Below are 25,557 nucleotides of genomic sequence, written 5' to 3'. Positions count from 1 at the left end.
CTCAGGCCGGGCGGACGAGGATGTGCTTCTTCTTGCCGAGCGAGAGCTTGATGACTCCGTCCGCCGTCACGTCTGCCTCGCCGATCATCTGACGATCGTCGCTGACCGTCGCATCGTTGATCCGAACGGCACCGCCTTGCACATGACGACGCGCCTCGCCGTTGGACCCGGCAAGGCCGGCCTTGACGAAGAGCTGGAGGACGCCGATCCCCGCGCCAAGTTCAGCCGCAGGCAATTCGACCGTTGGCAGGCTTTCGGCGAGCGCGCCTTCCTCGAACGTCTTGCGCGCGGTCTCGGCGGCTGCTTCCGCGGCTTCGCGGCCGTGCAGCATGGCCGTGACTTCGGTCGCGAGCACCTTCTTGGCGTCGTTGATCTCCGAGCCGCCGAGCGCGCCGAGCCGCGCGATCTCGTCCATCGGCAGCGTGGTGTAGAGCTTCAGGAAGCGCTCGACATCGGCATCCTCGGTGTTGCGCCAGTACTGCCAGAAATCATAGGCGGAGAGCATGTCCGGGTTGAGCCAGATCGCGCCATTGAGCGACTTGCCCATCTTGGCGCCGGACGATGTCGTCAGAAGCGGCGTCGTCAGCGCGTAGAGTTGCGGCGTGCCCATGCGGTGGCCGAGATCGATGCCGTTGACGATGTTGCCCCACTGGTCCGAACCGCCGATCTGCAGCCGGCAGCCGTAGCGCTTGTTCAGTTCGACGAAGTCGTAGGCTTGCAGCACCATGTAGTTGAATTCGAGGAAGGACAGGGACTGCTGGCGGTCGAGCCTGAGCTTCACGCTGTCGAAAGACAGCATCCGATTGACCGAGAAATGCGCGCCGACATCGCGCAGGAAGTCGAGATAGTTCAGCTTGCGCAGCCAGTCGCCATTGTCCGCCATGATGGCGTCTTTCGGGCCGTCGCCGAAAGTCAGGTAGTTCGAGAAGACGCGCTTGATCGAGGCGATGTTGTCCGCGATCGTCTCCAGCGTCATCAGCTTGCGCGCCTCGTCCTTGAAGGATGGGTCGCCGACCATGCCGGTTCCACCGCCCATCAGCGCTATCGGGCGATGGCCGGTCTTCTGCATCCAGTAGAGCATCATGATCTGGATCAGGCCGCCTGCGTGCAGGCTCGGCGCCGTCGGGTCGAAGCCGATATAGGCCGTCACGGTTTCCTTGGCGAACAGATCGTCGAGACCGGTTTCATCCGAAATCTGGTGGATGAAGCCGCGCTCGGACAGCGTGCGCAGGAAATCGGACTTGAAGGCGGACATGGTCTTTTCTTTCTGGTTGAAACGAAACGTCCGATCGCCGTTGGCAATCGGGACCGCGCCGCTTTAGCATTTTGCCGGGCGGAATCACAAGAATGGACCCCGACATGGCTCTCATGCGCGCGCTCGGCCTGATGAGCGGGACGTCGATGGACGGGATCGACCTTGCCGTCGTTGCGACGGATGGCGACCGATCGGTGACGCGCGGGCCGGCAATGTTCGTCCCTTACGACGCGGCGTTTCGGCGTCGGATCGAAGCGGCGCTCGAGGTCGCGAAGGGCATCGCTCAGCGCGCGGAACGGCCGGGCGATCTTGCCGATCTGGAGCGCGATCTGACGCTTCGTCATGCCCGCGCGGTTTCGGCATTCGTCGAAAAGCATGGCCCGGTCGATCTGATCGGATTTCACGGCCAGACGGTTTTGCACCGACCCGAAAACGCGTTGACGGTGCAGATCGGTGACGGCGCGCTGCTTGCGCGCGAGACGGGAACGCCCGTCGTCTTCGACATGCGCGCGGCGGACATGGTGGCGGGCGGGCAGGGCGCTCCGCTGGTGCCGGCCTATCATGCCGCCCTTGGAGCCGCGCTTCGCAGTGCTGAAATACCGGTCTGCTTCGTCAATATCGGGGGAATTTCCAACATAACCTTCGTTGCCGCGGAAGGCCCGCCCGTCGCGTTCGACAGCGGGCCGGGCAATGCGCTGATCGACCAGTGGGTGTCGCGCGAAGGCGGCGTGCCTTTCGACCAGAACGGCATTATCGCAAGCGAAGGCGGTGTGGTTAGCGGCGTCGTGGAGCGTTATCTGGGCAATCCGTTCTTCGCGCGCTCCGGCCCGAAATCTCTGGATCGCAACGACTTCTCGCTCGAACCTGCGGCAGGACTTGAGCTTGCGGACGGCGCGCGCACGCTTGCCGCCGTTTCGGCAAAGGCGATCCTGAAGGCAGCCGACCATATGCCGGCCGCGCCGAAGAGCTGGATCGTCTGCGGCGGCGGGCGCAAGAATCCGCACATCGTCGCCGATCTGCGCAAGGGTGCGGAGGCGCAAGGCGCGCGGGTGTTGCTAGCCGAGGATGTCGGCCTCGACGGCGATGCCATGGAGGCGGAAGCCTGGGCCTATCTCGCCGTCCGTTCCCTGCACGGCCTGCCGCTCACCTGGCCGACCACGACAGGTTGCCGCAGGCCGGCAACGGGCGGCGTGATCGCAGCGTCGGATTGAAGCATCAGGCCTTGGCCGTCACCTTTTTCGGCGCTGCCTTCTTGGCGGCCGATTTGGCAGCGGCTTTCGCGGGCTTGGCTGCTGCTTCCGGCTTGGCGGCGGCCGTCATGTCGTCCACGGCGGCTTCGGGCGCATTCTTCTTGATCGATTCGACGGCCTTGACGGCCGACGCCTTTGACTTGTAGCCCTCCGACGAGAACATGATCTCGCCATTGCCGGCGCGAAAGCGGAAGCGCGTTTCGCCCTTCTTGTCCTTGTAGATCTCGAACCTGTGCATCGCGATCCCCTCGATTGTCTGATGACAACCGGAAGCTGTCATGAGTCCGGCACCAAGTCGAGAGTGGTTGACGTTGCGTCAGGTCAGCGCAGGCGTTTCGGTTTGGGATCGGCCAGTTCGCCGGCAAGTCGCCGGTCGAGATAGTCCGAGCAGTCCTCGATCAGCGTCTCGCTGTGCTGCGCGAAGAAGTGGTTCGCGCCGGGTAGCGTCTTCTGCGTGATCGTGATGCCCTTCTGGGTGTGGAGTTTGTCGACGAGCGTCTGCACGTCCTTGGGCGGCGCCACGCGGTCGGCATCGCCATGGATGATCAGGCCCGAGGACGGGCAAGGCGCGAGGAACGAGAAGTCGTAGATGTTGGGCTGCGGGGCAATCGATATGAAGCCCTCGATCTCCGGGCGACGCATCAGAAGCTGCATTCCGATCCAGGCGCCGAAGGAATAGCCCGCGACCCAGCAGCTCTTGGAATCGGGGTGGAGCGACTGCACCCAGTCGAGTGCGGCCGCCGCATCGGAAAGTTCGCCCGTGCCGTGATCGAACTCGCCCTGGCTGCGGCCGATGCTACGGAAGTTGAAGCGCAATACGGTGAAATCGCGCTTCTGGAACATGTAGAAGAGGTCGTAGACGATCTTGTTGTTCATCGTGCCGCCGAATTGCGGATGGGGATGCAGCACGATCGCGATCGGTGCGTTCTTCTCCTTGGAGGGCTGATAGCGACCTTCAAGGCGTCCGGCCGGACCTGCGAAGATGACCTCGGGCATGGGATACTCCAGTTGAACCGCCGATGGACGCCGCAAAACCCAGGACTGGTGGTTCGGGCTTGACGCGGGGCGGGCGTCTCCATAGAAACTAGTTTAGAATTATTCAAAAGTGGCGAGGGTTCGCCGCTTTTCGCAAAGCGGGTAGATAGGACGGCTCGCCTTGCGAATTCAAGGAAATAACGCCGTCCGCCGCCAACGCCACGAATTGGATATGACGCCGCCGCCATGACCGGACGCCGCTTCTATCTGGACTGGAATGCCAGCGCGCCGCTTCTGCCTGAAGCGAAGACGGCGATGGTGGCTGCGCTCGACCTGACGGCCAATCCGTCCTCCGTCCATGCGGAGGGTCGGCAGGCAAGGCGGCTGATCGAAGAGGCAAGGCGCGACGTCGCGGCCATGTGCAACGCGAAGCCGGATCATGTGATCTTCACGTCGGGCGCGAGCGAGGCCGTGGCGCTGGTGCTGACGCCGGACTGGCGCATGGGCCGTTCGCCGCTGCGTTATTCAAGGCTCTACACGTCGACCACCGATCACACGATCGTCGTCGGCGGTGGTCGTTTTGCCATGGACGACATCGTCGAACTGCCGGTGGGCAGCGACGGCGTGCTCGATCTCGATGCGCTGAAGACTGCGCTCGACGCACATGACCGCTCGACGGGCCTGCCACTCGTCGCGGTGCATCTGGCCAACAACGAGACGGGCGTGATCCAGCCGGCTGCGAAGATTGCCGCCATCGTCCACGAAGCCGGCGGCGTGCTTGTGCTTGACGCGGTGCAGGCTGGCGGGCGGATTTCCCTCGACATCGCAGCGCTTTGCGCCGATTTCCTGATCCTCGCCGCGCACAAGATCGGCGGACCGAAGGGCGCGGGCGCGCTGGTCGGCAACAGCGACGTGCTGATGCCGACGCCGATCGCCACCGGTGGCGGGCAGGAGCGCGGACATCGCGCCGGGACGGAGAATTACGCCGCGCTCGCCGGTTTCGGGGCCGCGGCGCGCAGCGCTCTCGCCGTGCTGCCCCAGGCAGATGCCCTGCGCGCAAAGCGCGACCGCATCGAGACCGCGATCCGCGCGCGCGTTCCCGAGGCGGTCATCTTCGGCGACAAGACGGAGCGTCTGCCCAATACGGTGTTCTTCGGCATTCCGGGCGTGAAGGCCGAGACGGCGCAGATCGCCTTCGATCTCGCCGGCATTTCCGTGTCGTCAGGGTCTGCCTGTTCGTCCGGCAAGGTGGGCGCCAGCCGGGTGCTCAAGGCCATGGGCCATGGCGAGGATGTCAGCGGCATTCGCGTCTCGATAGGCCATTGGACCGGCGACGAAGAGATCGCGGCTTTCGCAACCGCACTTGAAGGGTTTATGAGCCGCAGGAAGGCTGCCGCCTGACGGCCAGGAAATTTCGAGGATATCGGCTCGCCGCGGGGTGCATTTGCCGACGATCCTCCCTATGTAACGCGCATCCCGGCGGCATTGCTGCGGATGCGAAATCGACAACTGCGGGGCCTTGACCCCGGCCTGGATGGAGAGCGCTCATGCCTGCTGTGCAGGAGACCATCGACCAGGTCCGCAAGATCGACGTGGACCAGTACAAATACGGCTTCGAAACCGAGATCGAGATGGACAAGGCCCCCAAGGGCCTCAGCGAAGACATCATTCGCTTCATCTCGGAAAAGAAGAACGAGCCGGAATGGATGCTCGAATGGAGGCTCGGCGCCTATCGCCGCTGGCTGACCATGGAAGAGCCGACCTGGGCGCGCGTCGACTATCCGAAGATCGACTTCCAGGACATCCACTACTACGCCGCGCCGAAGAACCAGACCGGCCCGAAGTCGCTCGACGAGGTCGATCCCGAACTTCTGCGCGTCTATGAAAAGCTCGGCATTCCGCTGCGCGAACAGGAAATCCTGGCCGGCGTCCAGAAGGACGAGGACGGATTTGCCAACGACAACGTCTACAAGTCCGGCCGTGTCGCGGTCGACGCCGTGTTCGATTCGATCTCCGTCGTCACGACCTTCAAGGAAGAACTCGCCAAGGCGGGCGTCATTTTCTGCTCGATCTCCGAGGCGGTGCGCGAATATCCCGACCTTGTAAAGAAGTATCTCGGCTCGGTCGTGCCGACGACGGACAATTATTACGCGACGCTGAATTCGGCGGTCTTCACCGACGGATCGTTCGTCTTCGTGCCGAAGGGCGTGCGCTGCCCGATGGAACTGTCGACCTATTTCCGCATCAACGAGAAGAACACCGGCCAGTTCGAGCGGACGCTGATCATCTGCGAGGAGGGCGCCTATGTGTCCTATCTCGAAGGCTGCACGGCACCGCAGCGCGACGAAAACCAGCTCCACGCGGCCGTGGTCGAACTGATCGCGCTCGATGATGCCGAGATTAAATATTCGACGGTCCAGAACTGGTATCCGGGCGACAAGGACGGCAAGGGCGGCATCTACAATTTCGTCACCAAGCGGGGCGACTGCCGCGGCGATCGCTCCAAGATATCGTGGACGCAGGTCGAGACCGGCTCGGCGATCACCTGGAAATACCCGTCCTGCATCCTGCGCGGCGACGATTCACGCGGCGAGTTCTATTCGATCGCCGTTTCGAACGGTCACCAGCAGATCGATTCGGGCACCAAGATGATCCATCTCGGCAAGAACACGTCGAGCCGCATCATCTCCAAGGGCATTTCGGCCGGGCATTCGAACAACACCTATCGCGGCCAGGTCTCCGCGCATCGCAAGGCGACCAACGCCCGCAATTTCACGCAGTGCGACTCGCTCCTGATCGGCAATGATTGCGGCGCGCATACCGTGCCCTACATCGAAGCCAAGAACGCGACCGCCCAGTTCGAGCACGAAGCGACGACGTCGAAGATTTCCGAAGACCAGCTCTTCTACGTCATGCAGCGCGGCATTCCCGAAGAGGAGGCCATCGCGCTGATCGTCAACGGCTTCGTCAAGGACGTGATCCAGGAACTGCCGATGGAGTTTGCGGTCGAGGCGCAGAAGCTGATCGGCATCAGCCTTGAAGGCAGCGTCGGCTGATTTCCGCGGTCGTCATCGCGCGCATCGCTTTCGGTGTTTTCTTTGCCGGATCGGCAATCCTGAAGCTCGGCGCGACAGACACGATGGTGGCGATGCTTTCGGGGGCGGGTTTCGAGCGGCCATTGCCGTTCGTTTACCTCGTATCTGCCGCCCAGATGGCGGCGGGAATTGCGTTGATCGCGGGGCGGCTGGTGTGGCCCGCTTCGTTTGGACTGATCGCCTATGTGGCGGTGGTGAACTGGTATCTGCATCCTTTCTGGGTGCTCGACGGTGAAGCGGCTTCGATCCAATTCCAGCTCTTCACCAAGAATTTGGGAATCATGGCGGGCCTCCTCGCAGTGGCGGGCGCGCATCACGGTACAAGGCAAGACTAGCCTCAAGAGGACGACATGCTTGAAATCAAGAACCTGCACGCCCGCATCGCCGAAGACGGCACCGAGATCATCCGCGGCCTGAACCTGACCGTCCAGAAGGGCGAAGTCGCGGCCATCATGGGCCCGAACGGCTCGGGCAAGTCGACGCTGTCCTACATCCTCGCCGGCCGCGAGGACTATGAGGTCACCGAAGGCGACATTCTCTACAATGGCGAATCCATCCTCGAAATGGATCCGGCCGAGCGCGCCGCGTCGGGCATCTTCCTCGCCTTCCAGTACCCGATGGAGATACCGGGCGTCGCCACGATGGAATTCCTCAAGGTCGCGATGAACTCGCAGCGCAAGGCACGCGGCGAGGACGATCTGAAGATTCCCGAATTCTTGAAGCGCGTGAAGGAAAGCGCTGCCGGCCTCAACATCGACATGGCGATGCTGAAGCGCCCGCTCAATGTCGGCTTTTCCGGCGGTGAGAAGAAGCGCGCGGAAATTTTGCAGATGAAGCTTCTGGAGCCGAAGCTGTGCGTTCTCGACGAGACCGACTCCGGCCTCGACATCGATGCGCTCAAGATCGTGGCCGACGGCGTCAACTCGTTGCGTTCGCCCGATCGCGCCTTCGTCGTGATCACGCACTACCAGCGCCTGCTCGACTACATCGTGCCGGATTCGGTGCATGTGCTCTCGCGCGGCCAGGTCGTGAAGTCGGGTGACAAGTCGCTCGCGCTCGAACTGGAACGCGACGGCTATGCCGGCATCATCGGCGAAGCGGCCTGAGCGGGGTGGCTGACATGAACGTTCACGCAGCACCCAAGCTGACGAGCGCCGAGGAGGCCCTGATCGAAGGTTTCGCCGCGCGCCGTCCGTCGCTGACCGGCTCGCCGGAAGTCGCGACCAAGCGCGACGAGGCCGCCGCGATCCTCAAGGCCGGCCTGCCGACGCGCCGCGTCGAGGCGTGGCACTACACCGATCTGCGCCGCCTGCTGGCGTCCGTTCCGGCGAATGGCGGCGCGGGCGATGCAGCAGCCATCGCGCCCCTGGTCGATGGCTCGTCGGTTCTGTCGGTCATCGACGGCAACGCCCAGCCCCATGCCGGCCTCGATGGCGTGCGGATCGAAAAGATCGCCGACCGCCTGATGAGCGGCGCGCTCGCGGGCGATCTGTCGCCGCTGAAGGCGGACGATGCGGTCGGCGCGATCAATGCCGCATTCGTCTCCGACGGTTTCGACCTGACGATCCCGGACGGCGCCGAGATCGCCGCGCCGATCGAGCTTCAGAACGTCCATTCCGGCGGACAGGTTCATGCGCGTTTTGCCGCCCGGATCGGCAAGGGCACCAAGGCGACGATCGTCGAGCGCCAGACCGGCACGGCCGATGCGCTGGTCAGTTCGGTGACCGACGTCGAGATCGGCGACGGTGCCGAGATCAACTGGCTGATCATCCAGGACCAGCCGAAGGCTGCGACCCATCTCGGCCAGATCCGCGCGCGGATCGGCGCCGATGCCAGGGTCACGATCTTCCTGATGAACACCGGCGGCAAGCTCGTGCGGCAGGAAGTCCATGTCGTGGCGGCCGGCGAGGGTTCGGATTTCCGCCTGCGCGGCGTCAATCTTCTGGGCGGCGACGTCCATTGCGACGTGACGATGGTGCTCGACCATGCGGCCCCGCACACGACCTCGACCGAGATCATCCGCAACGTCATCACCGACAAGGCGCATGGCGTGTTCCAGGGCCAGATCCGCGTCGACCGCATCGCGCAGAAGACGGACGCGAAGATGGCGTGCAACACGCTGCTTCTGTCGGACGACGGCGAGTTTTCCACCAAGCCGGAACTGGAAATCTTCGCCGACGACGTCGCCTGCGGACATGGTGCGACGGTGACCGAGATCGACCACGCACATCTTTTCTACCTGATGGCGCGCGGCATCGAGGAGAAGCTGGCGCGCGGGCTGCTCGTCAAGGCGTTCCTGCGCGAAATCATCGAGGAACTGGACGACGAGGCCATCGTCGAGGCGCTGGAAGCGCGGCTCGAGGACTGGTTCGCGAATCACGGGTAAACCCATGAATGCGCCGACAGGAACGTTGAAGCCCTATGACGTCGAGGCGATCCGCCGCGACTTCCCGATCCTGTCGATGGAAGTCTACGGCAAGCCTCTGGTCTATCTCGACAATGGCGCGTCGGCGCAGAAGCCGCAGGCGGTGATCGACCGTATCGCGAAGGCGTATTCGTCCGAATACGCCAATGTCCATCGCGGCCTGCACTTCCTGTCCAATGCAGCGACGGACGCCTATGAAGCGGCGCGAGAAACCGTGCGCGGCTTCCTCAACGCGTCGAGCGTCGATGAGATCGTCTTCACCAAGTCCGCGACCGAAGCGATCAACACGGTCGCATATGGCTACGGGATGCCGAATATCGGCGAGGGCGACGAGATCGTGCTTTCGGTGATGGAGCATCACTCCAACATCGTGCCCTGGCATTTCATTCGCGAGCGGCAGGGAGCCAAGCTCGTCTGGGTGCCGGTCGACGACGAGGGCCGGTTCCACATCGAGGAATTCGAGAAGCGCCTGACGGATCGGACCAAGCTGGTCGCGATCACGCACATGTCGAACGTGCTCGGCACCGTGACGCCGATCAAGGAGATCGTGCGGATCGCCCATGCGCGCGGCATTCCGGTCCTGGTCGACGGCAGTCAGGGGGCGGTCCACACCGTCGTCGACGTGCAGGATCTTGGCTGCGACTGGTACGTCTTCACCGGTCACAAGGTCTATGGCCCGTCAGGCATCGGCATTCTCTACGGTCGCAAGGAAATGCTGGAGAAGATGCGTCCGTTCCAGGGCGGCGGCGAGATGATCGAGGAGGTGACGGAGGAAAACGTCACCTATAACGAGCCGCCGCACCGCTTCGAGGCCGGCACCCCGCCCATCGTGCAGGCGATCGGGCTCGGCGCGGCGCTGGAATACATGCAAGGCATCGGCCGCGAGGCGATCGCGGCGCATGAGGCCGAGCTTGCGGCCTATGCACATGAGCGGCTGTCGCGCATCAATTCGATGCGCATCATCGGCAACGCGCCGGGCAAGGGCGCCATCGTCTCCTTCGAACTTCAGGGCATCCACGCCCATGACGTGTCGATGGTCATAGACCGCGCCGGCGTTGCCGTGCGCGCCGGCACGCATTGCGCGCAGCCGCTTTTGAAGCGTTTCGGCGTGACCTCGACATGCCGTGCCTCATTCGCCATGTATAATACCAGGGCCGAGATCGACACTCTCGCCGAAGCGCTTGAAAAGGCGCGTAGTTTCTTCGGGTGAAGCCATGACCGACGATGCAGCAGCGACCACTGAAAACACGAGTGTTTCCGCCATTCCCGCGGAAGAGATCGCGCGGCTGACCGACGACATCGTGTCGGCGCTGAAGACGGTCTATGACCCGGAAATCCCGGCCGACATCTACGAACTCGGCCTGATCTACAGGATCGACATCGAGGACGACCGGTCGGTCAAGATCGACATGACGCTGACGGCGCCGGGCTGCCCCGTCGCCGGCGAAATGCCCGGCTGGGTGCAGAACGCCGTCAGCACCGTCGAAGGCGTTTCCGATGTCGACGTGAAGATGGTGTTCGATCCGCCCTGGACGCCGGACCGCATGTCCGAAGAGGCACAGGTCGCCGTCGGCTGGTACTGATCTGAGGTTCGTGGTTGCACGCGGACGCGAACTTCCCCATCTTCGGGGTCCAGATCATTCCGCGGGCCTTGAACCCGCCGGCATGGAGCAGTTGATGGCACGTTTTCAAGTTCTGACCCTGACCGACGAGGCAGCCGCGCGCGTTCGCAACATCGTTGCCGCGCGCGAGGGTGCGGTGGGCATCCGCGTCGGCATCAAGAAGGGCGGGTGCGCGGGCATGGAGTATACGGTCGACCTCGTCACCGCGCCCGACCCGAAAGACGACCATGTCGAGCGCGATGGGGCGCATGTCTATGTCGCGCCGGAAGCCGCTTTGTTCCTGCTCGGCACGGAAATGGGCTTCGAGACGACCAAGCTGCGCTCGGGCTTCACCTTCAACAATCCGAACCAGTCCTCCGCCTGCGGCTGCGGCGAATCGATCGAGCTTCAGCCGGCCGACCTCAAGGCGCTGGCCGAAGCGCGCGGACAGGGTGTCGTCGTCTGACCGGAGCCCGGCGATGCAGACAGCCGATTTCATCGACATGTTTGCCGAATTCGGTCCGGTCACGGTCCGGCGCATGTTCGGCGGCCACGGGATTTACCATCAGGGCCGGATCATCGCGCTTCACGCTTTCGACGAAGTCTGGCTGAAGGCTGATGCGCAAACCGCGCCCGAATTTGCGGCGGCAGGCTCGCGGCAATGGGTCTATGAGGGCAAGGGCAAGCCGGCGCTGATGCCGTACTGGTCCATTCCGGATGCCGCGCTGGACGATCCGGCGGAATTCGCCGAATGGGCGCGCAAGGCCGACGCGGCTTCCCGCCGCGCCGAAATGTCGAAAAAGATCAAACCTTCGCCACAACCTTCATGAAGGCAGGAATATCGTCGCCGAAGCCGATCGGAGCTTCGCCCAGATCGTCGCGGCGGTGGCGGCGGTCGCGGTCCTGGTTGCGCGTGTTGCGCTGGTCGGACCCGTAAGTGGCACGCTGGCGCTCGGCATTTCCCACGCGGATCGCGTCGCGCCGCTCGGTGCGCTCTTCGATCGCGACGGCCGGTGCCTGCGCCACGTCCTCAACGGGCGCATCGACGGCGGCGGCGACCGCCGGAGCCTCATCGGACTTGCGGCCACGACGCGGGCGTTTTTCGGCATCGCTCTTGCGGCCGCCACGGCCGCGAGCGCCCTTGGCGCCACGGCGCGGTGCCTCGTCTGCGCTGTCATCGTGGACGATGGTCGACAGGTCGCCGTCGTGCCATTCGATGCTCTGGCCGATCAGCTTCTCGATCGCGTCGACATATTTTCCGTCCGCCTTGGTCGCCAGCGTAAAGGCCTTGCCCGAGCGGCCGGCGCGGCCGGTGCGGCCGATCCGGTGGACATAGTCCTCGGCGTGGATCGGCACGTCGAAATTGAAGACGTGGCTGACGTCGGGAATGTCGAGGCCGCGCGCCGCGACGTCGGAGGCCACGAGGAGCTTCAGCTTGCCGTCGCGGAAACCGGCGAGCATCGCCATGCGCGCGCGCTGGTCCATGTCGCCATGCAGGGCGCCTGCGTCGAATTCGTGCTTCACCAAGGAACGGAAGAGTTCGGAAACTGCGGTCTTGCGGTTGCAGAAGATGATCGCGTTCTTCAGTTCGCCTTCTTCGGCGCGGATCAGATCGCGCAGCGTTGCGCGCTTGTCCCAATCCTTCGACTTGGACTTCACCAGCCTTTGCGTGACCGTCGTGGCGGTCGACGCGGCTTTCGAGACCTCGACGCGAACCGGCGCCTGGAGGAACTTTTCCGTGAGCTTGGTGATCTCCGGCGGCATCGTCGCGGAAAAGAACAGCGTCTGCCGGGTGAACGGGATCATCTCGCAGATGCGTTCGATATCGGGAATGAAGCCCATGTCGAGCATCCGGTCGGCTTCGTCGATGACGAGAATGTCGACCGCGTTGAGCAGGAGCTTGCCGCGCTCGCGGTGGTCCAGAAGCCGGCCAGGCGTCGCGATCAGGACGTCGGCGCCGCGCTCGAGCTTCTTTTCCTGCTCGTCGAACGACACGCCGCCGATCAAAAGCGCGATGTTGAGCTTGTGGTTCTTGCCGTATTTGATGAAGTTCTCCTCGACCTGTGCGGCGAGTTCGCGCGTCGGCTCGAGAATCAGCGTGCGCGGCATACGCGCGCGGGCGCGGCCCTTTTCAAGGCGGGTGATCATCGGCAAAACGAAGGCGGCTGTCTTTCCGGTGCCCGTCTGGGCGATGCCCAGGACATCCTTGCCGAGAAGCGCGTGAGGAATCGCGCCCGCCTGGATCGGCGTCGGCACGGTGTATCCGGCGTCGGTCACGGCGGAGAGGACTTTGGGCGAAAGTCCGAGATCGGCAAAGGTCAGGGTCTGTTCGGACGCCTGGTCTTCAATCTTGCTTTCTGACACGTTTTTGATTGTCTCTGCTAGGTTTGGAGGCGCTCGATTGCGCGCTCATGCAACAAGGGTTCCAGGCCAGCGGCGTGGAAGTGCTGCCGTGGCGTTAAGGCCAAGCGGGGTAAATGTCAATCGAACCCGCGCTTTTCAAGCCCTTTTCGCCTATACGCGGAGGCTGCTCAATAGCGAAACTGCTCGGCCAGCACGCGTTCGTCCCAGGAGTGGCTGGCATCGAAGAGCACGGTGGCCGTGACATCGCGCGCTTCGCGCACGGTGACTGTCAGGACCGAGCGGATCTCGGTATGGTCGGCAACGGCGTTGACCGGTCGTTTTGCTGCTTCGAGGATGTCGAAGCGAACGCTCGCGCGGTTCGGCAGCAAGGCGCCGCGCCAGCGGCGCGGTCGAAACGGACTGACCGGCGTCAATGCCAGCAGCGGCGCATCGAGCGGCAGGATCGGCCCGTGCGCGGACAGATTGTAGGCCGTCGATCCCGCCGGCGTCGCGACCATCACTCCATCGCAGACGAGTTCCTCAAGGCGAATTTTGTCATCAACCGTGATGCGCAGCTTGGCCGCCTGCGCAGATTGACGGAAAAGCGCGATCTCGTTGATCGCCAGGATCTTGCTTTTCGGCCCATCGAGGGTTTCGGCGATCATTTCCAGGGGACGGATCGTTTCGGGCAGGGCGGCCGCGATGCGCTCGCGCAGGCCGGTCTCGGCGAATTCGTTCATCAGGAATCCGACGGTTCCCTTGTTCATGCCGTAGATCGCCTTGCCGCTGCCCATCTGATCGCGCAGCGTTTGCAGCATGAACCCGTCGCCGCCGAGCGCGACGACCACCTCGGCTTCTTCGAGGCTCGCCTGGCCGTAGAGCGCGGCGAGGCGCCGGGCGGCGGATTGCGCCTCGTCGGTCGAGGCACTGACGAAGGCGATCGATTGCGAAAGAGAACGGGAATCCATCAAATACGCTCGGTCAAAATGCCTGGGACCAAGCGGGTAGCATGTCGTTGAAGGGCTGCAAAGCGCTGTTGGCGCGTGGTGCCCCCGGCAGGATTTGAACCCGCGACCCCCTGATTACAAATCAGGTGCTCTACCAACTGAGCTACAAGGGCGACGCCGTGCCAGTAGCATAACTGGCCAATGAGTAAAGAGCCAGACACACGACGATGCGCCAACCGGCGCATTGCTCCAAATCCGTCTGGCTGGATGATGGCTCCCCGGGCCGGCCTATGGACATAAATCCAACTCCTGCCGTGAAGCCAATTCTTCCTTACAAAACAACTAGTTACGAGGAGTGCCCCTGAAGGTTCACCCGAGCTGGTGTACCGGAAGGTGTAATCGCGGTGTACCGGATCGTCAAGTCCCGACGCCTGCAATTTGCCGATCATCGGCGGCGACGATAATGACCACTCACCCAGCTTCCGTTGCGATAGTGTCCCCTGACATAGGTTGAGCCACCAGATGACGCGCGGGGCGTGGCCCAGGTGCCATAGCCGTCATATCCCCCGGGCCGTGACGCAGCGCTGCGAGCGCCGCAACGTCGGCCGGCCGCGTCTAGGCTCTCCGGGGTGGGACAATTGCCGGTGTACGTCCTGCCGTAAGCTGAGGAACCGGTGGCCCGAGGCGTGGTCGATGCTGCAGCCGTGCCACCTCGGTACAAGGTCGATGTCGGATAGGAAGCTGCATAGATCGGTGAGGGCGATGGCGGGTACGCGGACGTAGCCGCTCTGGCAAATGAGCCTGAAGGTCCAGTCGACGCTGCGAAGATTGCCCCTGAATTGTTTCCGAAGGCGACACGCGCGACCGAGCCGTCTGAGACCTGGACTATACCTGACCCGCTCATTCCATCAGGAGACCGGGTGACAATTGCGTTGCCGGTAAGACCGTTGGTGCACGTCACGGGAACCGAGATCGTCGGACGCTGGTCCAACGCGTCGTAAGTGCCGGAGCATCTGATCCTTTGATCTGCGGTGGCCACCGTGAAGTGTCCGCCCGAGATGGCTGCGGTGGTCGTCCCGACTAGCGCGGTTCCGTCCGCCATTTGCACGGCTGCGGGGAGCGTCACGGACCCACAACCGGAGAGTAGCAGTATCGCCGCTCCAGCTAGAAAAGACAGTCTCATTGTCGCCCCCACCCCATTAATTGCAACACACCTTGCGAGCGTATGTGTTGCCGTAGCTCATGTAGGCATCATCGGGGACGCGCCCCTCTGCCTTCAGAACCTTCAGCACCTCTGCTCCTCGGGTAGCCGTGAAGGTGTCCTCTAGCGTCACCGCAAACCAGCCGTTGGTCGCCAGATAGGCGGCAACCCGCAGCGGCGATTGCTGCGCATAGGCGACAGCCTCGGGGTACGTCCCAAAGCTTTTGATTTGGATGTGTCGGTCTTCGAAACCGCCGCTCTCGAATTGGTCGACCAGTACCCACGTGTCGTGAAGGTAGCCGCGACCCTGTGGCGTGTGGACGATGTACCAGCGCCCCTCGGTGCCTGCGACGGAGACTGCCGTCCGGTTCGGAAGGTTCGCGATGTTTCTGCTGTCGTCTGCCGGGCCTGCTTTAAGAAAGACCGCACCCTTGGGGTGTCGCACGTAGCCCGAACGGGCTCGGGGGATATTAAGGCTCGGCATTGGCGCGCGCGCGATTGGCGGCACGGAGGGTGTGGATGCGGGCGGGACGGGCGTGGGAGGCACCCATGCAGTCTCTGGCTCGTGGCCGTCGGCACCATCAACCAGCGTGACGCGATACTGCTGCATCTCGCTTGATGAAAGGTAGCGCATATCGCTGCGATCATACTGAAGAGCGAGTTGAAGGAGGCTCGGGTCAGCCCCCATCTCCGCGATGTACGCCATAGTCCTCGCAGTGCCCTCCTGGATCGCTGCTATGGCCGTTTCCGCATCCATCGTCGAGGCATTGGAGAAGGAACTCCGGTGGACCCCTATCGCGCCACTTTCTGCGACCCTGAAGACCCCCCCGAGAAAGGCGAGGGCACAAGCGGAGGAGCATTCGAGATTGCGTATTTGGACCGTACCAAGGTTCAACATGCGGATGGTTCGGCCGAGCTTGAGGGCCGTCTCGACATTCCCTCCAGGGGAATTGAAGGTCACAAACTGCGGTTTGTGGTCGAGTGCAATCCCAAAGAATTGGGAGACATCGTCGTCCGCACGGAAATCCCCGGTGACGTAGATGAACCGTGAGCCGTCGTCGCTGGTCTCCGCACTGAACTCAAGCGCGCTCGCTTGCGACGAGACCATAGTCCCCGCCACCAACGCGGCGCTCCAGACCGACGACCACCGACCGAACATGATTGCAACCCCAAGCCTAACACAACGCCCCATTGCATTAAGCTTTGGGGCGAAGGCCTTGGCAAGTTCAAGATGTTGGATTGGTCAACGAAATTGGAGCACCCCAAGGTTTCCCCTGGGATGCTCCTGAGCTGATCTAGCGGTGCCTGTTAGCGACCCGACTTGTCCTTGAAGGCATCTTCGCCAATCTTGACCTCTGGCAGGACCTTGCCGATTGCCTTGGCGCCGGCTGCGGCTGCCCTCGCGTTGGCCATGCCTGCATCGAAGACAGCGCCGGCTGCGGACGTTGCGGCTGCACCGATTGTGTCAGCTCGGTCGTTGGTGTTGAAGCCACCCATCGGTGTCGTGATGACGTTGCGCTTGTAGCGACGGCCGGTCTTCCGCCACACGGGAGTGAGGTCGTCATCCCCGAGCGTGAAGTCCATGACCTCGCGGGTCTTCTCATTGACCCAGTAGGTCTGGCCGTCCACGTCGACCGCTTGGACGATGCCACGGTGCTCAAGGCTGTCCTTCATCATCGCATCTTGAAGGGCCTTATGCTCGCGTTCCTGCGTGATTTCCCGGGACTTCGACCGAACATCGGGGATCGTGATGTAGAACGGTCGGCCGTCGTCACCGACGATGCCCGTAAGATCGGCCTTGTCGACCAGCATGAACTTTCCGCCGCTGTTACCGCCTGCCAAAATGGGAGCGATTGAGACATCGCCTGCCGACAAGCCGTTTTGTTCGAGGGTAAGGGGGTTGGACTTCGCAAAGTCGTCAATGAAGCTGTCAAGCCCCTCTGCGAAATTGTCGGGAAGATCGTGGCCCTGAAGGTCCAGCAGGACGCCACGGTAGACCACCGACGTCTTCTTGATCGCCTCAGCGGCCATGCGAACGGCCTTGTCCGGTTTCACCCCCGTTGCGACGAAGCGCTGAGCGAGGAGAGATACTCGTTGCTCTGCGGCGGCGGCATTCGCCGGCTCCACGTCATTGGTGCCCCAGAGCCATCCGGGCTCTGATCCCAGCGAGCCCACAGCATCCTCAATCACGTCTCTGTGCTGGCCGATGCTGGCTTTGCCCTCTGCGGTGATCTGGGTAGAGCGGATGGCGAACGTAAGGGCCTCGTCGTCGGAGTACCGATTGCCGTTCTCATGGGTGAGGTACCGAGTTGCCATAAGGTAGGTTTCGGCGAAGTCTCTGTCCTCCAGCGTAGTGTAGGAGAGCAGCGAGGTCGTGCTTTCACCCTGCAGCCATTGGTAGGCCTGGAGCTTGCCTTTGAGCTTCTCCAGCCCCTGAGGGTCCTGCAGGATGTCTGTGCTGGCCATGCCGGCGATACCTGAGACATTGGCCTCGACAACGGGATGCTTCTCGCCACTGATGCGCAGAGCCCGCAGCTCCCGTGCCAGGGTAGCATCCGGCGCTTCCCGCTTGGTGGCCGCTTCCCTAACCGAACCGGCGAAGTAGCGTTCTTTCGCTCGTTCGACACGCTCGTCCCGCGACAAGACTTTCTCTTCGCCGGCCTGTGTAGTGTAGCGAAGATCGCGAACTTGATCGAGATTGCCGTTGCGGAGGAGGTTCTCGTCCTCAGCTAGCGTCATGTCGAGGAATGCTCGTTCTGCCTGATCCGAAATCGCCCTGGTAGCAGCCGCGCGTATGCGCAGAACGTCGTCCCGCATGGCCGGGTTTGTCGAGATGGACAGGTCCTGCCCCCCACGCCCCTTACGCTTGGCCGTGAGGAAGGCTAGGGCCACCTCAGGGTGCGTCGTGGTGATCCTTCGGGCCTTGTTCAAGACCTCTTGGTCAAGCTGGTCATAGTCGACCCCGAGGGTGCCGTCCTTGCCCAGATCGGCATACCACTGCATCACCTGTTGGCTGATGACCTTGGGGTCCGCCCCAGCCGTAATCAGCTCGTCGACCTTCGTGTCGATAAACAGAAACGCTGCGTTACCCTGAGCCTGAACGAACTGCTCGGTGTTGCGTTTCTGGCCATACTCAATCGCCCAGTTGCGAACACTCTCAGCAGACCTCAGGTAGGCCGACACGAAGTTCCGATCATGTCCGTACGTCTCCAAGTCGTGCCGGATGCGTTCGCTGATGAACTCGTCAGGGTTGCCGTGGTCCCAATCAAATTCCGTCTGGAGGTGCCGCTGGGTTTCCGCGACCATGTGGGAGCCGTAGGCCATGCCGTGGGAGGCCTGAATGGCCTTGGTCTTCAGATCGGTGTCACCGACGACAACGCGACCCTCTTGCACGGCGCGCACCTTGTCCGCTTCAGCCATGCCGGCAAGCTGTTTCTTGAGGCTGAGCAGTTGGGCGTCGTCATCCTTCTTGTCCATGACAGGGACGAGGTTGCCCAGCGAGTTGGAGAAGCCGCTTAGTGCATCAGAGAGACGCGCAAGGCTTTCGGCATTGGAGGGCCGCGCCGGCTGAGCGTAGGTGTCCGACTGCATGGGGGCAGGGCGAAGCGCCGGAGCAGCGCCAAGTTCAGGTGCTTGGATGCGGAGTGATCGTGTCATTGTTGGTCCTTATAGGGTGCGGAGAGATGCCCCCGAGCGTTGGCCCGGGGGTGACGTTGGGTGTGCGACAGGTGGGGGTGCTTCAAGCCGCTTGGGGGAAGCGCTCGGGGAGGGTGCCGGCGATCTCTGAGGACATGCTCGGTAGGATTGCTTCCAGGGCGGCACGGGTCCGACAGAAGTGGCGAGAACGCCAGATCGGGGAGCCTTTGCGGGTGCCCATTTTGTGCTGGACGACCCACTGAATGCCGTGGCGACATTCGATGATGCGGGTTGCCTTCTCTTCGCTGTAGTTCCAACGCAGGACGACGCGGTCATAGTGTTCGGTTTCTTCGCTTGCCGGCCGGGTGGGCTGGAAGCGTCGGCGATTGGTCAATCTGGTCCTTTCATGGTGTCAGGAATGCCCGTGATTGTTGGCACGGGTCAGCGTGGAGGCGTTCGGTAAGGCGCGCGGCTACATTCACCCAATGGGAACTTGCCGCGCGCCTCCGGGCCCACTTCAGCCGTGCTGGGCGAGCATGGCGTCTAGACTGGCGCGGAGGGCCACCAGCTTCGCTTTCTTGCGCTTACGGTACTCGCGCTGTATCTCGGCAGCCCGCTCGGGGTTCTCCCGACGCCACCGACGCACTGCCTCGCGCTTCACGTCGGGGTCCGACCAGTAGCGCTTGCGGGCTTCCGCGCGCCAATAGGTGCGTTCAGCCTCACTGCCCATCAGTTGCGCCCTCCTGAGGCAACGCGGCCAAGATTTCCCCAGCCTTCGCCGGGAGGAGCCTGACGAGGTCAGCCGGGGTCTGGCAAAGGTGAATGGAGCGCCACTCGGGACCGTTGGTCATCGTGCGATGCTGGATGACCCAGTGATCACGAAAGGAAACGATGCGGGTGGCTCGGTCTGCGCTGAAGTCCCACCGGAGGACTACGCGGTCATATTGGTCGGTTTCTTCGCGTCCTGGCTGGATGGGCCGGAAGCGTCTGCTATTGGTCAATCTGGTCCTTTCAAGATGGATGGAATGCCCGTGGTTGTTGGCACGGGTAAGCGGGGAAGCGCGGCGCGGGGTCGGGTGCAGCATTGCTGCGTCAGACGCTCGACAGGCGTTCTAGGCCCTACCCTGCCACACGATGACGATGGGCCGGGGAGCCTGATGACGAGCCCCCCCCGGCATGGTGCTTATGCCGTGGCCGACTTCCCGGCGCGATGTTCGGCGACCTTCTGGGCCCACGACCGGAGCCACTGCCAGTTGCCCTTCACGACCGCCTCACGGAAGAGGTGCTCATGCTGGTCGTCAATGTGGCTTTGGAACGTATCGAGTGTCAGCCCGAACGGCTGGCAGACATCCTTCTCGATGTGATGGGAGTAGGCGGTGACCAAGACATGGCCCTCGATCTCCTCCATCCCCGCTGAGGCGGCATCGCCTTCGCCGCTTTCGATGTAGCGAGTGATCGCAGCCTTGCGGACGTCCTCGGTCTGGGTCTGCTCCCAGCGGTCCATGACCCGGTCGCTTGCCGCGATGATCTTGGCCATGTGGTCGCCGTTCTCGTCGTCGTCGTCGGTGTCGGCCTCGTCATTGGCCGCATCATCCCCGCCAGACACCCCGAGGTCTTCACCTTGGGGCTCTCTCTGGTCAGACGGGGTTACCTGAAAGAATGGCGGTACCCGGGCTGATAGCGTTGCATCGCTTCGGTCACGGCGTCGCTGTACTGCTTCGGCGTGATGCTGCCGTCTGCCAGCCATGCCTTAGCCTGTTCCGGCGACAGCTCGACACCACCCACCTTGACAGCAACGCGGTCGGCCTGGGCGTGGTAGTAGGTCGGGCCGGAGCCGGGGCCGACGATGGCGATGTCTCGGGAGCGGTCCTCTTGACGGACGACCTCGACACGCTGGACCCCGCCATGATTGAGCGACTGGTTGTTGGCGACGGATCGGGCTGTGGCAGCGTCGATGCGGCTCTGGAGGTCTTCCTCCTTCACGCGGGCAGCTTCGATGCGGGCCATTTCGCGGGAGTAGCGAGTAGCGGCGACCCGTGCGTCCATCTCTTCGCGGGAGATGCTCGTGGGCTTCTCGATGAGCGGGACGTGGATCGTTCCGTATTGGATGTCTGACATGGTGCTTGGTTCCTTTTGGTCGTGAATGTGCGCCCCTCGGGTGGTCCCGAAGATGCGCGTGGGGGGTGATGTGTGGGGTGGTGCTAGGCGGACGGGAAGTTGAACCCGTAGCCGATGACAGGCAGCTTGCGCGGCTCGGCATTCTCTCGACAATCAAGGCGAACCGGCGCGGGGCCGATCCCTCGACACGGCCGACAGGATGCCTCGGCAATCGCTCTGGCTACCCTGTCAGGGTCCAACTCGGGGAAGCCGAAGCGGCGATATGCGAGGTGGGCCCGGGTGAAGCGGGTCGGGCTGTGGTCGGCGGTGCCTGTCTCAAGGTCCAGGACGGCTGACACCAGCTCCCGGGCCTCCTCCTCGGACGGATACTCAGCAGGGTCGAAGTCCCAGCGGATCGTTACCGACATGGGTGGGTGTGAAGGGGCAACGGGGGGTCCTTTTGGGGTGGATGAGCATTCTCTTGAAAGACAGGTAAAGAGAGACACGCTCCCAAAGACCAAGGCCACCGACATGCGCCACGTCGGGTGAACCGAAAGGGACCAGAAACGGGTCAACCGCTGTCGCAACAGGGGAGAACTGCTCGGGGCCTTGGTCTTGGGGAGGGGGTGATCAAGTTCGACAGGCAGGAGGAAGGCGGGAGGAGGTCTCCTCGGACATGGTGTCCCCTACGTGACCTGTCGGGTGTCACTCTAGGTGTCACCTTAAGGGGAACCCTAAGACATAGCCCTCGGTAATCTAGTGTGGCCCCTATTCGAGCGTTTGGGCAAACAGTCGGGATAGAGGGGAGTGCATGATCAGGAGAAGGCGGGAGGAGGTCTCCTCGGACATGGTGTCCCTGCGGTGTCACGCTGGTGGCACCTTAGGTGAACCTTAGGGTGAGGACCCTCGGGGAGGCATTCGATAGTGCTAGTGGAGGGGGTATTGTCCTCAGGTCTGAACCATCGGGGAAACCTTCAGTATCCTAGTGGTGGGGGTATTCACCTTTAGGTGCAACCTCACGGGGAAACTTGGTGGTGCTAGTGGGGGTGGTATTCCCCCCGGGACCATCGGGAAGGCACTCGGCAGTCCTAGTGGTCACCCTATTCCCATAGACCAAACCAAGGGAAACCCTTCATGGTGCTAGTGGGGGCCCTATTGGCTCAGACAGGTAAGCACTCTAAGGGGAACCCTGGGGCAGGCACTCGGTAGTCCTAGTGGGTGGGGTATTCCCCAATCGGGAGCAACCTCAGGAGGGCATCGTCATAGTGCTAGTGGTATGACTATTCCCCGGAGTTGTCGGTAACCAGATTGACGGTCGACACGACAGGCTCAGGGCGGTCACCATGCGGTGAACAGGTTGGGTACTTGAAGGGAGCCTTAGGGGAGGCGCTCGGTAGTCTTAGTGGGCCACCTATTCCCATCCATTCTGGCAACTTGGGCAGGGTTAACGGAGGGGATACTCTAAGAGGAAACCCTCAGACAGGCACTCGGTAGTCCTAGTGGAAGCCTTATCTTACGTAAGGTGCCCCGAGGAGCATTCCCCAGGGCACCGCAGCTCGTCCAGGTCGTCAATCGGCTCAGATCGCGGCCGGAGCAGTGCGGAGAGCTTCGACCGTCGTCCCGCCCCACAAATCCCCCGCGCTACCATCGGCCGCTCTCTCCGCAGCCTCCCGCTCGGTGTCAACGCGCGACCAGACGACCCGCTCGTCCCAGACACACCAATAGCGCTCGATGCGCCACTTGCCGATCTGCGTCTGGAGATACCAGCCGCCCCGAACCCCGCCGATGCCGATCTCAGTCTTTTTCGTCTTGATGGTGATGAAGTTATGCACTTGCCAATCGCCTTGCTTGGAACCCCGACCCCCGGGGATGGTGCCTGTGTGTCTGTTGCCTGATGTCGACCACCACAGGCTGCGGCCGGCTGACTTTTGGGGTAGCCTATCGGCCCCTGAACGCGACATGGGGCTGATTTGCCTGCCTCGTCAACGGTAAAAAGCCAATAAAATACAGCTACTTATGCGGGATAATTGCGTTGACGGAACTGTCCCGCTAGCGGAGGTATTCGGGCCCGTCCTAAGCCCATGGACGCACTCGGATATTCGCTCCTGTTCGCGGGACTATCTCCGCGAAGGGATCAGTTCACGAGGCGCGCTCTATCACCCGCGAAACCTGCTTTGCCGTCCACTGGCCACCCCGAGACGTCGCCACGTCCATCTTCCCGAGCGCCTCCGCTATCTGACTGAGGTTCCGGCCGGCCTCTCGCATCGGGCCGATGATGGTCATCAGCTTGTCCGCCTCAGCCCGGGCCTTGGACTGAATGGCGTCGTTTCGCTTCATGGTCTTGTCACGCAGCCCGCCGAGCTTCCTTCCCCGGGCCTTGGCTTCCCGTAGTGCCGCCTTGGTCCGCGCGGAGATGAAGTCGCGCTCTTGCTCAGCGAGGGCTGCGTAGATGTGGAGTTGGAACTTGTCGGCGTGGGGCATCTGAGCCACCCGGAGCTTCACCTTCGGGTCATCCATGAGGGTCGCGATAAGGGACACCTTGCGGCTCAGCCGGTCGAGCTTGGCGACAAGCAGTTCCGCACCAGTGCGACGAGCTAGAGCTAGCGCCGCCTGAAGCTCGGGACGTCCATCGCTACCGCCGGACTGGACATCACAGAACCGGCCGACGATCTCAAAGGGAACGGCTGAGAAGGTCTCCAGATAGACGGCAATGTCACGCTCTTGCGCCTCCAGGCCTAGCCCACTGCGGCCCTGATCCTCAGTGGAGACGCGGGTGTAGACGACGTACTGCTGCATATCTGTCCCTCCAGGCGTTGTGCCTGACAAGAGACCTAGACACGTGCTTGTCCAATGTCAACGTTCGTTGTGCCTGACAAATCGACGGGAAGGCTGTGGAGAGCGCGGGCAGTGGGATGGCTGCACGCGATGCCTAGGCTGGCCGGCGACGCGCCTCCCCACGCACCCCATACCCCCGGCCAACACTTCTAATGGATGACCGAGCGACCCGGACGCTGCACGCCAGCACCACACGGCAGACTGATGGGTTGACGGTCGCGCACAGACAGGAAACACATGCGCGTCCCACGCCTGCGCGGTAAGGGGCACGGGGGGATGCGCGCGGTGCCGCTTATCCGATGGGGGTCTCGCATTTTTCTGCCAAACATTCCTGAGGTCCACCAGCAACATTGGTTAACCACGGTGTGCTTTAAGGGCCCGGGAGGGAGAAGATGGCGTTTTTCAGCAAGTACGACTACCCGCCTTTACTGGCACCGGGCAGGCACGTGATGACCCTACCGGACATCAAGGCTCACTTCGTCGACCCTTTTCCTGATCATCCCCGCCGGAAGCACCTCTTCACTCTTTTTGAAGAGTTCCTGCAGGCCGTTTTGGTGTCCGGCATTCCCTGTGAGATTTGGATCGACGGCAGTTGGCTGACAACAAAACCAGAGCCGCGCGACTTAGATGTCACCCTTATTGTCGAAGCGGATACGGCTCAACGCCTGAACGCTGATCAGCAGGCATTTATGCACACCGTCAGCGAAGGGGCATTTGCCCAAGACGTCGATTGTTTTGCTTACGCAAGACTGGACCGGGAGCATCCAGATTTCGGTGACGCGTACCTTGATCCGGCGTACGATTGGGGTTGCCAGTATGGTCTGGAGAGCGGGGAGCAGTGGCTTAAGGGTTTCGTCGTTCTTAAGGTGAGATAGACAGATGTCGGACTTCGTATCCTTAGTTGACCGGGCCAAGAGAGCGCATTCTTCAGTCGCAAAGCTGGAGGACGCTCTGCAGCAAAATCCGCTCGATCCCGTGGCACTTCTCAACCTGCGTTCGATGCGTCGCGTCGCTGAGCGCGCGAGGGAGGAGATGGAACGCGCGGCCCTTGGGCGGCACGTTGATGTTTGCCAGTACCGGCTCGTTCCACTGCCCCAGATGAGCTTCGGCCTCAGCAATGTAGCTCGGTCGTTGCTGGGGTATCAGAACCTGTTCTCGCAACTGTTCGACGCATTCGCAAATGGAAAGAAATCGCGTGCCGTGTTTGGGGTCGAAGCACAGCGAGCTAGTACGCTCGACATGGCGTACACTTTTGCAGGATCACTCGGCGTAACTCTCTTGGCACACAGCGAGCGCGACTTCTTTGATGGCGCTTTGGACAAGCCAATTGACGCACTGTATCAGGTCATGGAGATCAACAACCTCGATGACGTGAAGGACATCGCACAGTCGCTCGGCCGCGCTGTGGTCAAACGCATCCATGACTGGACGACGGCTAATGTCGAGGGTGGTTTCGCTGCAGACATCCGCTGGAGCCGATCCGATGGCAGGCAGTTGGGACAGGTGATCGACCAAGGGCAGATGCAGCTTATCGCCGGCTACATTGGTGCTTCATCCGACACTACCACCTATACCGAGGAGGTTCGCGGGATGCTCGTCGGAGCAAATATGCTCTCTCGCACATTTCATCTGTCTGTGCCCGAAGGTGACACATATACAGGGCATATCTCCCCTGACGCCACGCTGCCCCCTGCAATGACCCTGGGCCGCATGTATTCCGCAGTGATCGACGTCGGCGAGACCTACTATTTCGCTACTGACAAAACAGTGAAGTCGAATGCGCTCACGGGTCTTTTTGGACCGCACGAGGACTTAACGGCAATCATCACCTAATTTTTGTTGGCCGGAACTGCAGCCCAGCGCATCGGAATGTCGCAACTCGCAGTCTGTTGCCCAA

At 62.3% G+C, this 25,557-nt stretch carries 24 protein-coding genes, 1 tRNA gene and 1 pseudogene; 12 read left to right on the top strand and 14 right to left on the bottom strand.

Annotated features, from left to right (window positions below; genetic code table 11):
* Position 1: 1 nt before the first annotated feature.
* Positions 2-1,255, bottom strand: coding sequence for a tyrosine--tRNA ligase (gene tyrS, locus PZ895_RS17155; protein WP_275840201.1), 1,254 nt, complete (start codon positions 1,253-1,255; stop codon positions 2-4).
* A gap of 104 nt (positions 1,256-1,359) precedes the next feature.
* On the opposite strand from tyrS, the gene PZ895_RS17150 reads away from it, so the two are divergent.
* Positions 1,360-2,466 carry an anhydro-N-acetylmuramic acid kinase gene (locus tag PZ895_RS17150; protein ID WP_275840200.1) on the top strand — a complete coding sequence of 369 codons (1,107 nt, stop codon included), beginning with the start codon at positions 1,360-1,362 and terminating at the stop codon, positions 2,464-2,466.
* 97 nt (positions 2,467-2,563) lie between these two features.
* Here PZ895_RS17150 and PZ895_RS17145 read toward each other — a convergent pair.
* Positions 2,564-2,743: pseudogene (locus PZ895_RS17145) on the bottom strand (YegP family protein); the annotation flags it as partial.
* 83 nt (positions 2,744-2,826) lie between these two features.
* A complete protein-coding gene (locus tag PZ895_RS17140) occupies positions 2,827-3,501 on the bottom strand; it encodes an alpha/beta hydrolase (RefSeq protein WP_275840199.1) in 675 nt (224 codons plus the stop codon).
* A 225-nt stretch (positions 3,502-3,726) separates the two neighbouring features.
* Here PZ895_RS17140 and PZ895_RS17135 point away from each other — a divergent pair, with 225 nt between their 5' ends.
* The 9 genes from PZ895_RS17135 to PZ895_RS17095 all read left to right on the top strand — a co-directional run bounded on the left by PZ895_RS17135 (position 3,727) and on the right by PZ895_RS17095 (position 11,431).
* Complete coding sequence (locus PZ895_RS17135) at positions 3,727-4,881, top strand: cysteine desulfurase family protein (protein WP_275840198.1); 1,155 nt, start codon at positions 3,727-3,729, stop codon at positions 4,879-4,881.
* 146 nt (positions 4,882-5,027) lie between these two features.
* Entirely contained in the window at positions 5,028-6,536 is a 1,509-nt protein-coding gene (sufB, locus tag PZ895_RS17130; RefSeq protein WP_275840197.1) for a Fe-S cluster assembly protein SufB, read from the top strand.
* Positions 6,533-6,910, top strand: coding sequence for a DoxX family membrane protein (locus tag PZ895_RS17125; protein WP_345803536.1), 378 nt, complete (start codon positions 6,533-6,535; stop codon positions 6,908-6,910). Before sufB ends, PZ895_RS17125 begins: the two co-directional genes overlap by 4 nt.
* A gap of 15 nt (positions 6,911-6,925) precedes the next feature.
* Complete coding sequence (gene sufC / locus PZ895_RS17120; protein WP_275840196.1) at positions 6,926-7,681, top strand: Fe-S cluster assembly ATPase SufC; 756 nt, start codon at positions 6,926-6,928, stop codon at positions 7,679-7,681.
* 14 nt (positions 7,682-7,695) lie between these two features.
* A complete protein-coding gene (sufD, locus tag PZ895_RS17115; RefSeq protein ID WP_275840195.1) occupies positions 7,696-8,961 on the top strand; it encodes a Fe-S cluster assembly protein SufD in 1,266 nt (421 codons plus the stop codon).
* Between the two features lie 4 nt (positions 8,962-8,965).
* Positions 8,966-10,210, top strand: coding sequence for a cysteine desulfurase (locus PZ895_RS17110; protein ID WP_275840194.1), 1,245 nt, complete (start codon positions 8,966-8,968; stop codon positions 10,208-10,210).
* A 4-nt stretch (positions 10,211-10,214) separates the two neighbouring features.
* On the top strand, positions 10,215-10,583 hold the full coding sequence (locus PZ895_RS17105) for an SUF system Fe-S cluster assembly protein (RefSeq protein WP_275840193.1): 369 nt from the start codon (positions 10,215-10,217) through the stop codon (positions 10,581-10,583).
* A gap of 94 nt (positions 10,584-10,677) precedes the next feature.
* Complete coding sequence (gene sufA, locus PZ895_RS17100) at positions 10,678-11,067, top strand: Fe-S cluster assembly scaffold SufA (RefSeq protein WP_275840192.1); 390 nt, start codon at positions 10,678-10,680, stop codon at positions 11,065-11,067.
* A gap of 13 nt (positions 11,068-11,080) precedes the next feature.
* Positions 11,081-11,431 carry a TfoX/Sxy family protein gene (locus PZ895_RS17095; RefSeq protein ID WP_275840191.1) on the top strand — a complete coding sequence of 117 codons (351 nt, stop codon included), beginning with the start codon at positions 11,081-11,083 and terminating at the stop codon, positions 11,429-11,431.
* Here the strand turns inward: PZ895_RS17095 and PZ895_RS17090 are convergent.
* From PZ895_RS17090 to PZ895_RS17040, 11 genes are all read right to left on the bottom strand, one after another.
* Positions 11,406-12,923: a DEAD/DEAH box helicase gene (locus PZ895_RS17090; protein ID WP_275840283.1), complete on the bottom strand. Its 1,518-nt coding sequence runs from the start codon at positions 12,921-12,923 to the stop codon at positions 11,406-11,408. The two genes, PZ895_RS17095 and PZ895_RS17090, sit on opposite strands and share 26 nt — an antisense overlap.
* Positions 12,924-13,132: 209 nt before the next feature.
* Positions 13,133-13,912, bottom strand: a complete 780-nt coding sequence (locus PZ895_RS17085) for an NAD kinase (RefSeq protein ID WP_275840190.1) — start codon at positions 13,910-13,912, stop codon at positions 13,133-13,135.
* 76 nt (positions 13,913-13,988) lie between these two features.
* Positions 13,989-14,064 (bottom strand) — tRNA-Thr (locus PZ895_RS17080).
* Positions 14,065-15,090: 1,026 nt separating this feature from the next.
* Entirely contained in the window at positions 15,091-16,251 is a 1,161-nt protein-coding gene (locus PZ895_RS17075; RefSeq protein ID WP_275840189.1) for a hypothetical protein, read from the bottom strand.
* Between the two features lie 149 nt (positions 16,252-16,400).
* Positions 16,401-18,749 carry a hypothetical protein gene (locus PZ895_RS17070; protein WP_275840188.1) on the bottom strand — a complete coding sequence of 783 codons (2,349 nt, stop codon included), beginning with the start codon at positions 18,747-18,749 and terminating at the stop codon, positions 16,401-16,403.
* Positions 18,750-18,831: 82 nt separating this feature from the next.
* A complete protein-coding gene (locus tag PZ895_RS17065) occupies positions 18,832-19,122 on the bottom strand; it encodes a hypothetical protein (RefSeq protein ID WP_275840187.1) in 291 nt (96 codons plus the stop codon).
* Between the two features lie 123 nt (positions 19,123-19,245).
* On the bottom strand, positions 19,246-19,458 hold the full coding sequence (locus tag PZ895_RS17060) for a hypothetical protein (RefSeq protein ID WP_275840186.1): 213 nt from the start codon (positions 19,456-19,458) through the stop codon (positions 19,246-19,248).
* Positions 19,459-19,911: 453 nt separating this feature from the next.
* Complete coding sequence (locus PZ895_RS17055; RefSeq protein WP_275840185.1) at positions 19,912-20,265, bottom strand: hypothetical protein; 354 nt, start codon at positions 20,263-20,265, stop codon at positions 19,912-19,914.
* Positions 20,266-20,375: 110 nt separating this feature from the next.
* Positions 20,376-20,846 carry a hypothetical protein gene (locus PZ895_RS17050; protein ID WP_275840184.1) on the bottom strand — a complete coding sequence of 157 codons (471 nt, stop codon included), beginning with the start codon at positions 20,844-20,846 and terminating at the stop codon, positions 20,376-20,378.
* 1,556 nt (positions 20,847-22,402) lie between these two features.
* Complete coding sequence (locus PZ895_RS17045; RefSeq protein WP_275840183.1) at positions 22,403-22,657, bottom strand: hypothetical protein; 255 nt, start codon at positions 22,655-22,657, stop codon at positions 22,403-22,405.
* A 307-nt stretch (positions 22,658-22,964) separates the two neighbouring features.
* The gene (locus tag PZ895_RS17040) at positions 22,965-23,621 is read right to left on the bottom strand and encodes a recombinase family protein (RefSeq protein WP_275840182.1); all 657 of its coding nucleotides are present in this window, start codon (positions 23,619-23,621) and stop codon (positions 22,965-22,967) included.
* Positions 23,622-24,052: 431 nt separating this feature from the next.
* Between PZ895_RS17040 and PZ895_RS17035 the strand changes: the two genes are divergently transcribed.
* Positions 24,053-24,535, top strand: a complete 483-nt coding sequence (locus PZ895_RS17035) for a hypothetical protein (protein ID WP_275840181.1) — start codon at positions 24,053-24,055, stop codon at positions 24,533-24,535.
* Positions 24,536-24,539: 4 nt separating this feature from the next.
* Complete coding sequence (locus PZ895_RS17030) at positions 24,540-25,493, top strand: hypothetical protein (protein WP_275840180.1); 954 nt, start codon at positions 24,540-24,542, stop codon at positions 25,491-25,493.
* Positions 25,494-25,557 lie beyond the last annotated feature (64 nt).

The sequence above is a fragment of the Mesorhizobium sp. YIM 152430 genome, assembly GCF_029210365.1.
In the GTDB taxonomy this organism is placed as follows: domain Bacteria; phylum Pseudomonadota; class Alphaproteobacteria; order Rhizobiales; family Rhizobiaceae; genus Aliihoeflea.
Note: the sequence above shows the minus strand (reverse complement) of the source record. Positions and strands in the feature narration are given on the sequence as shown.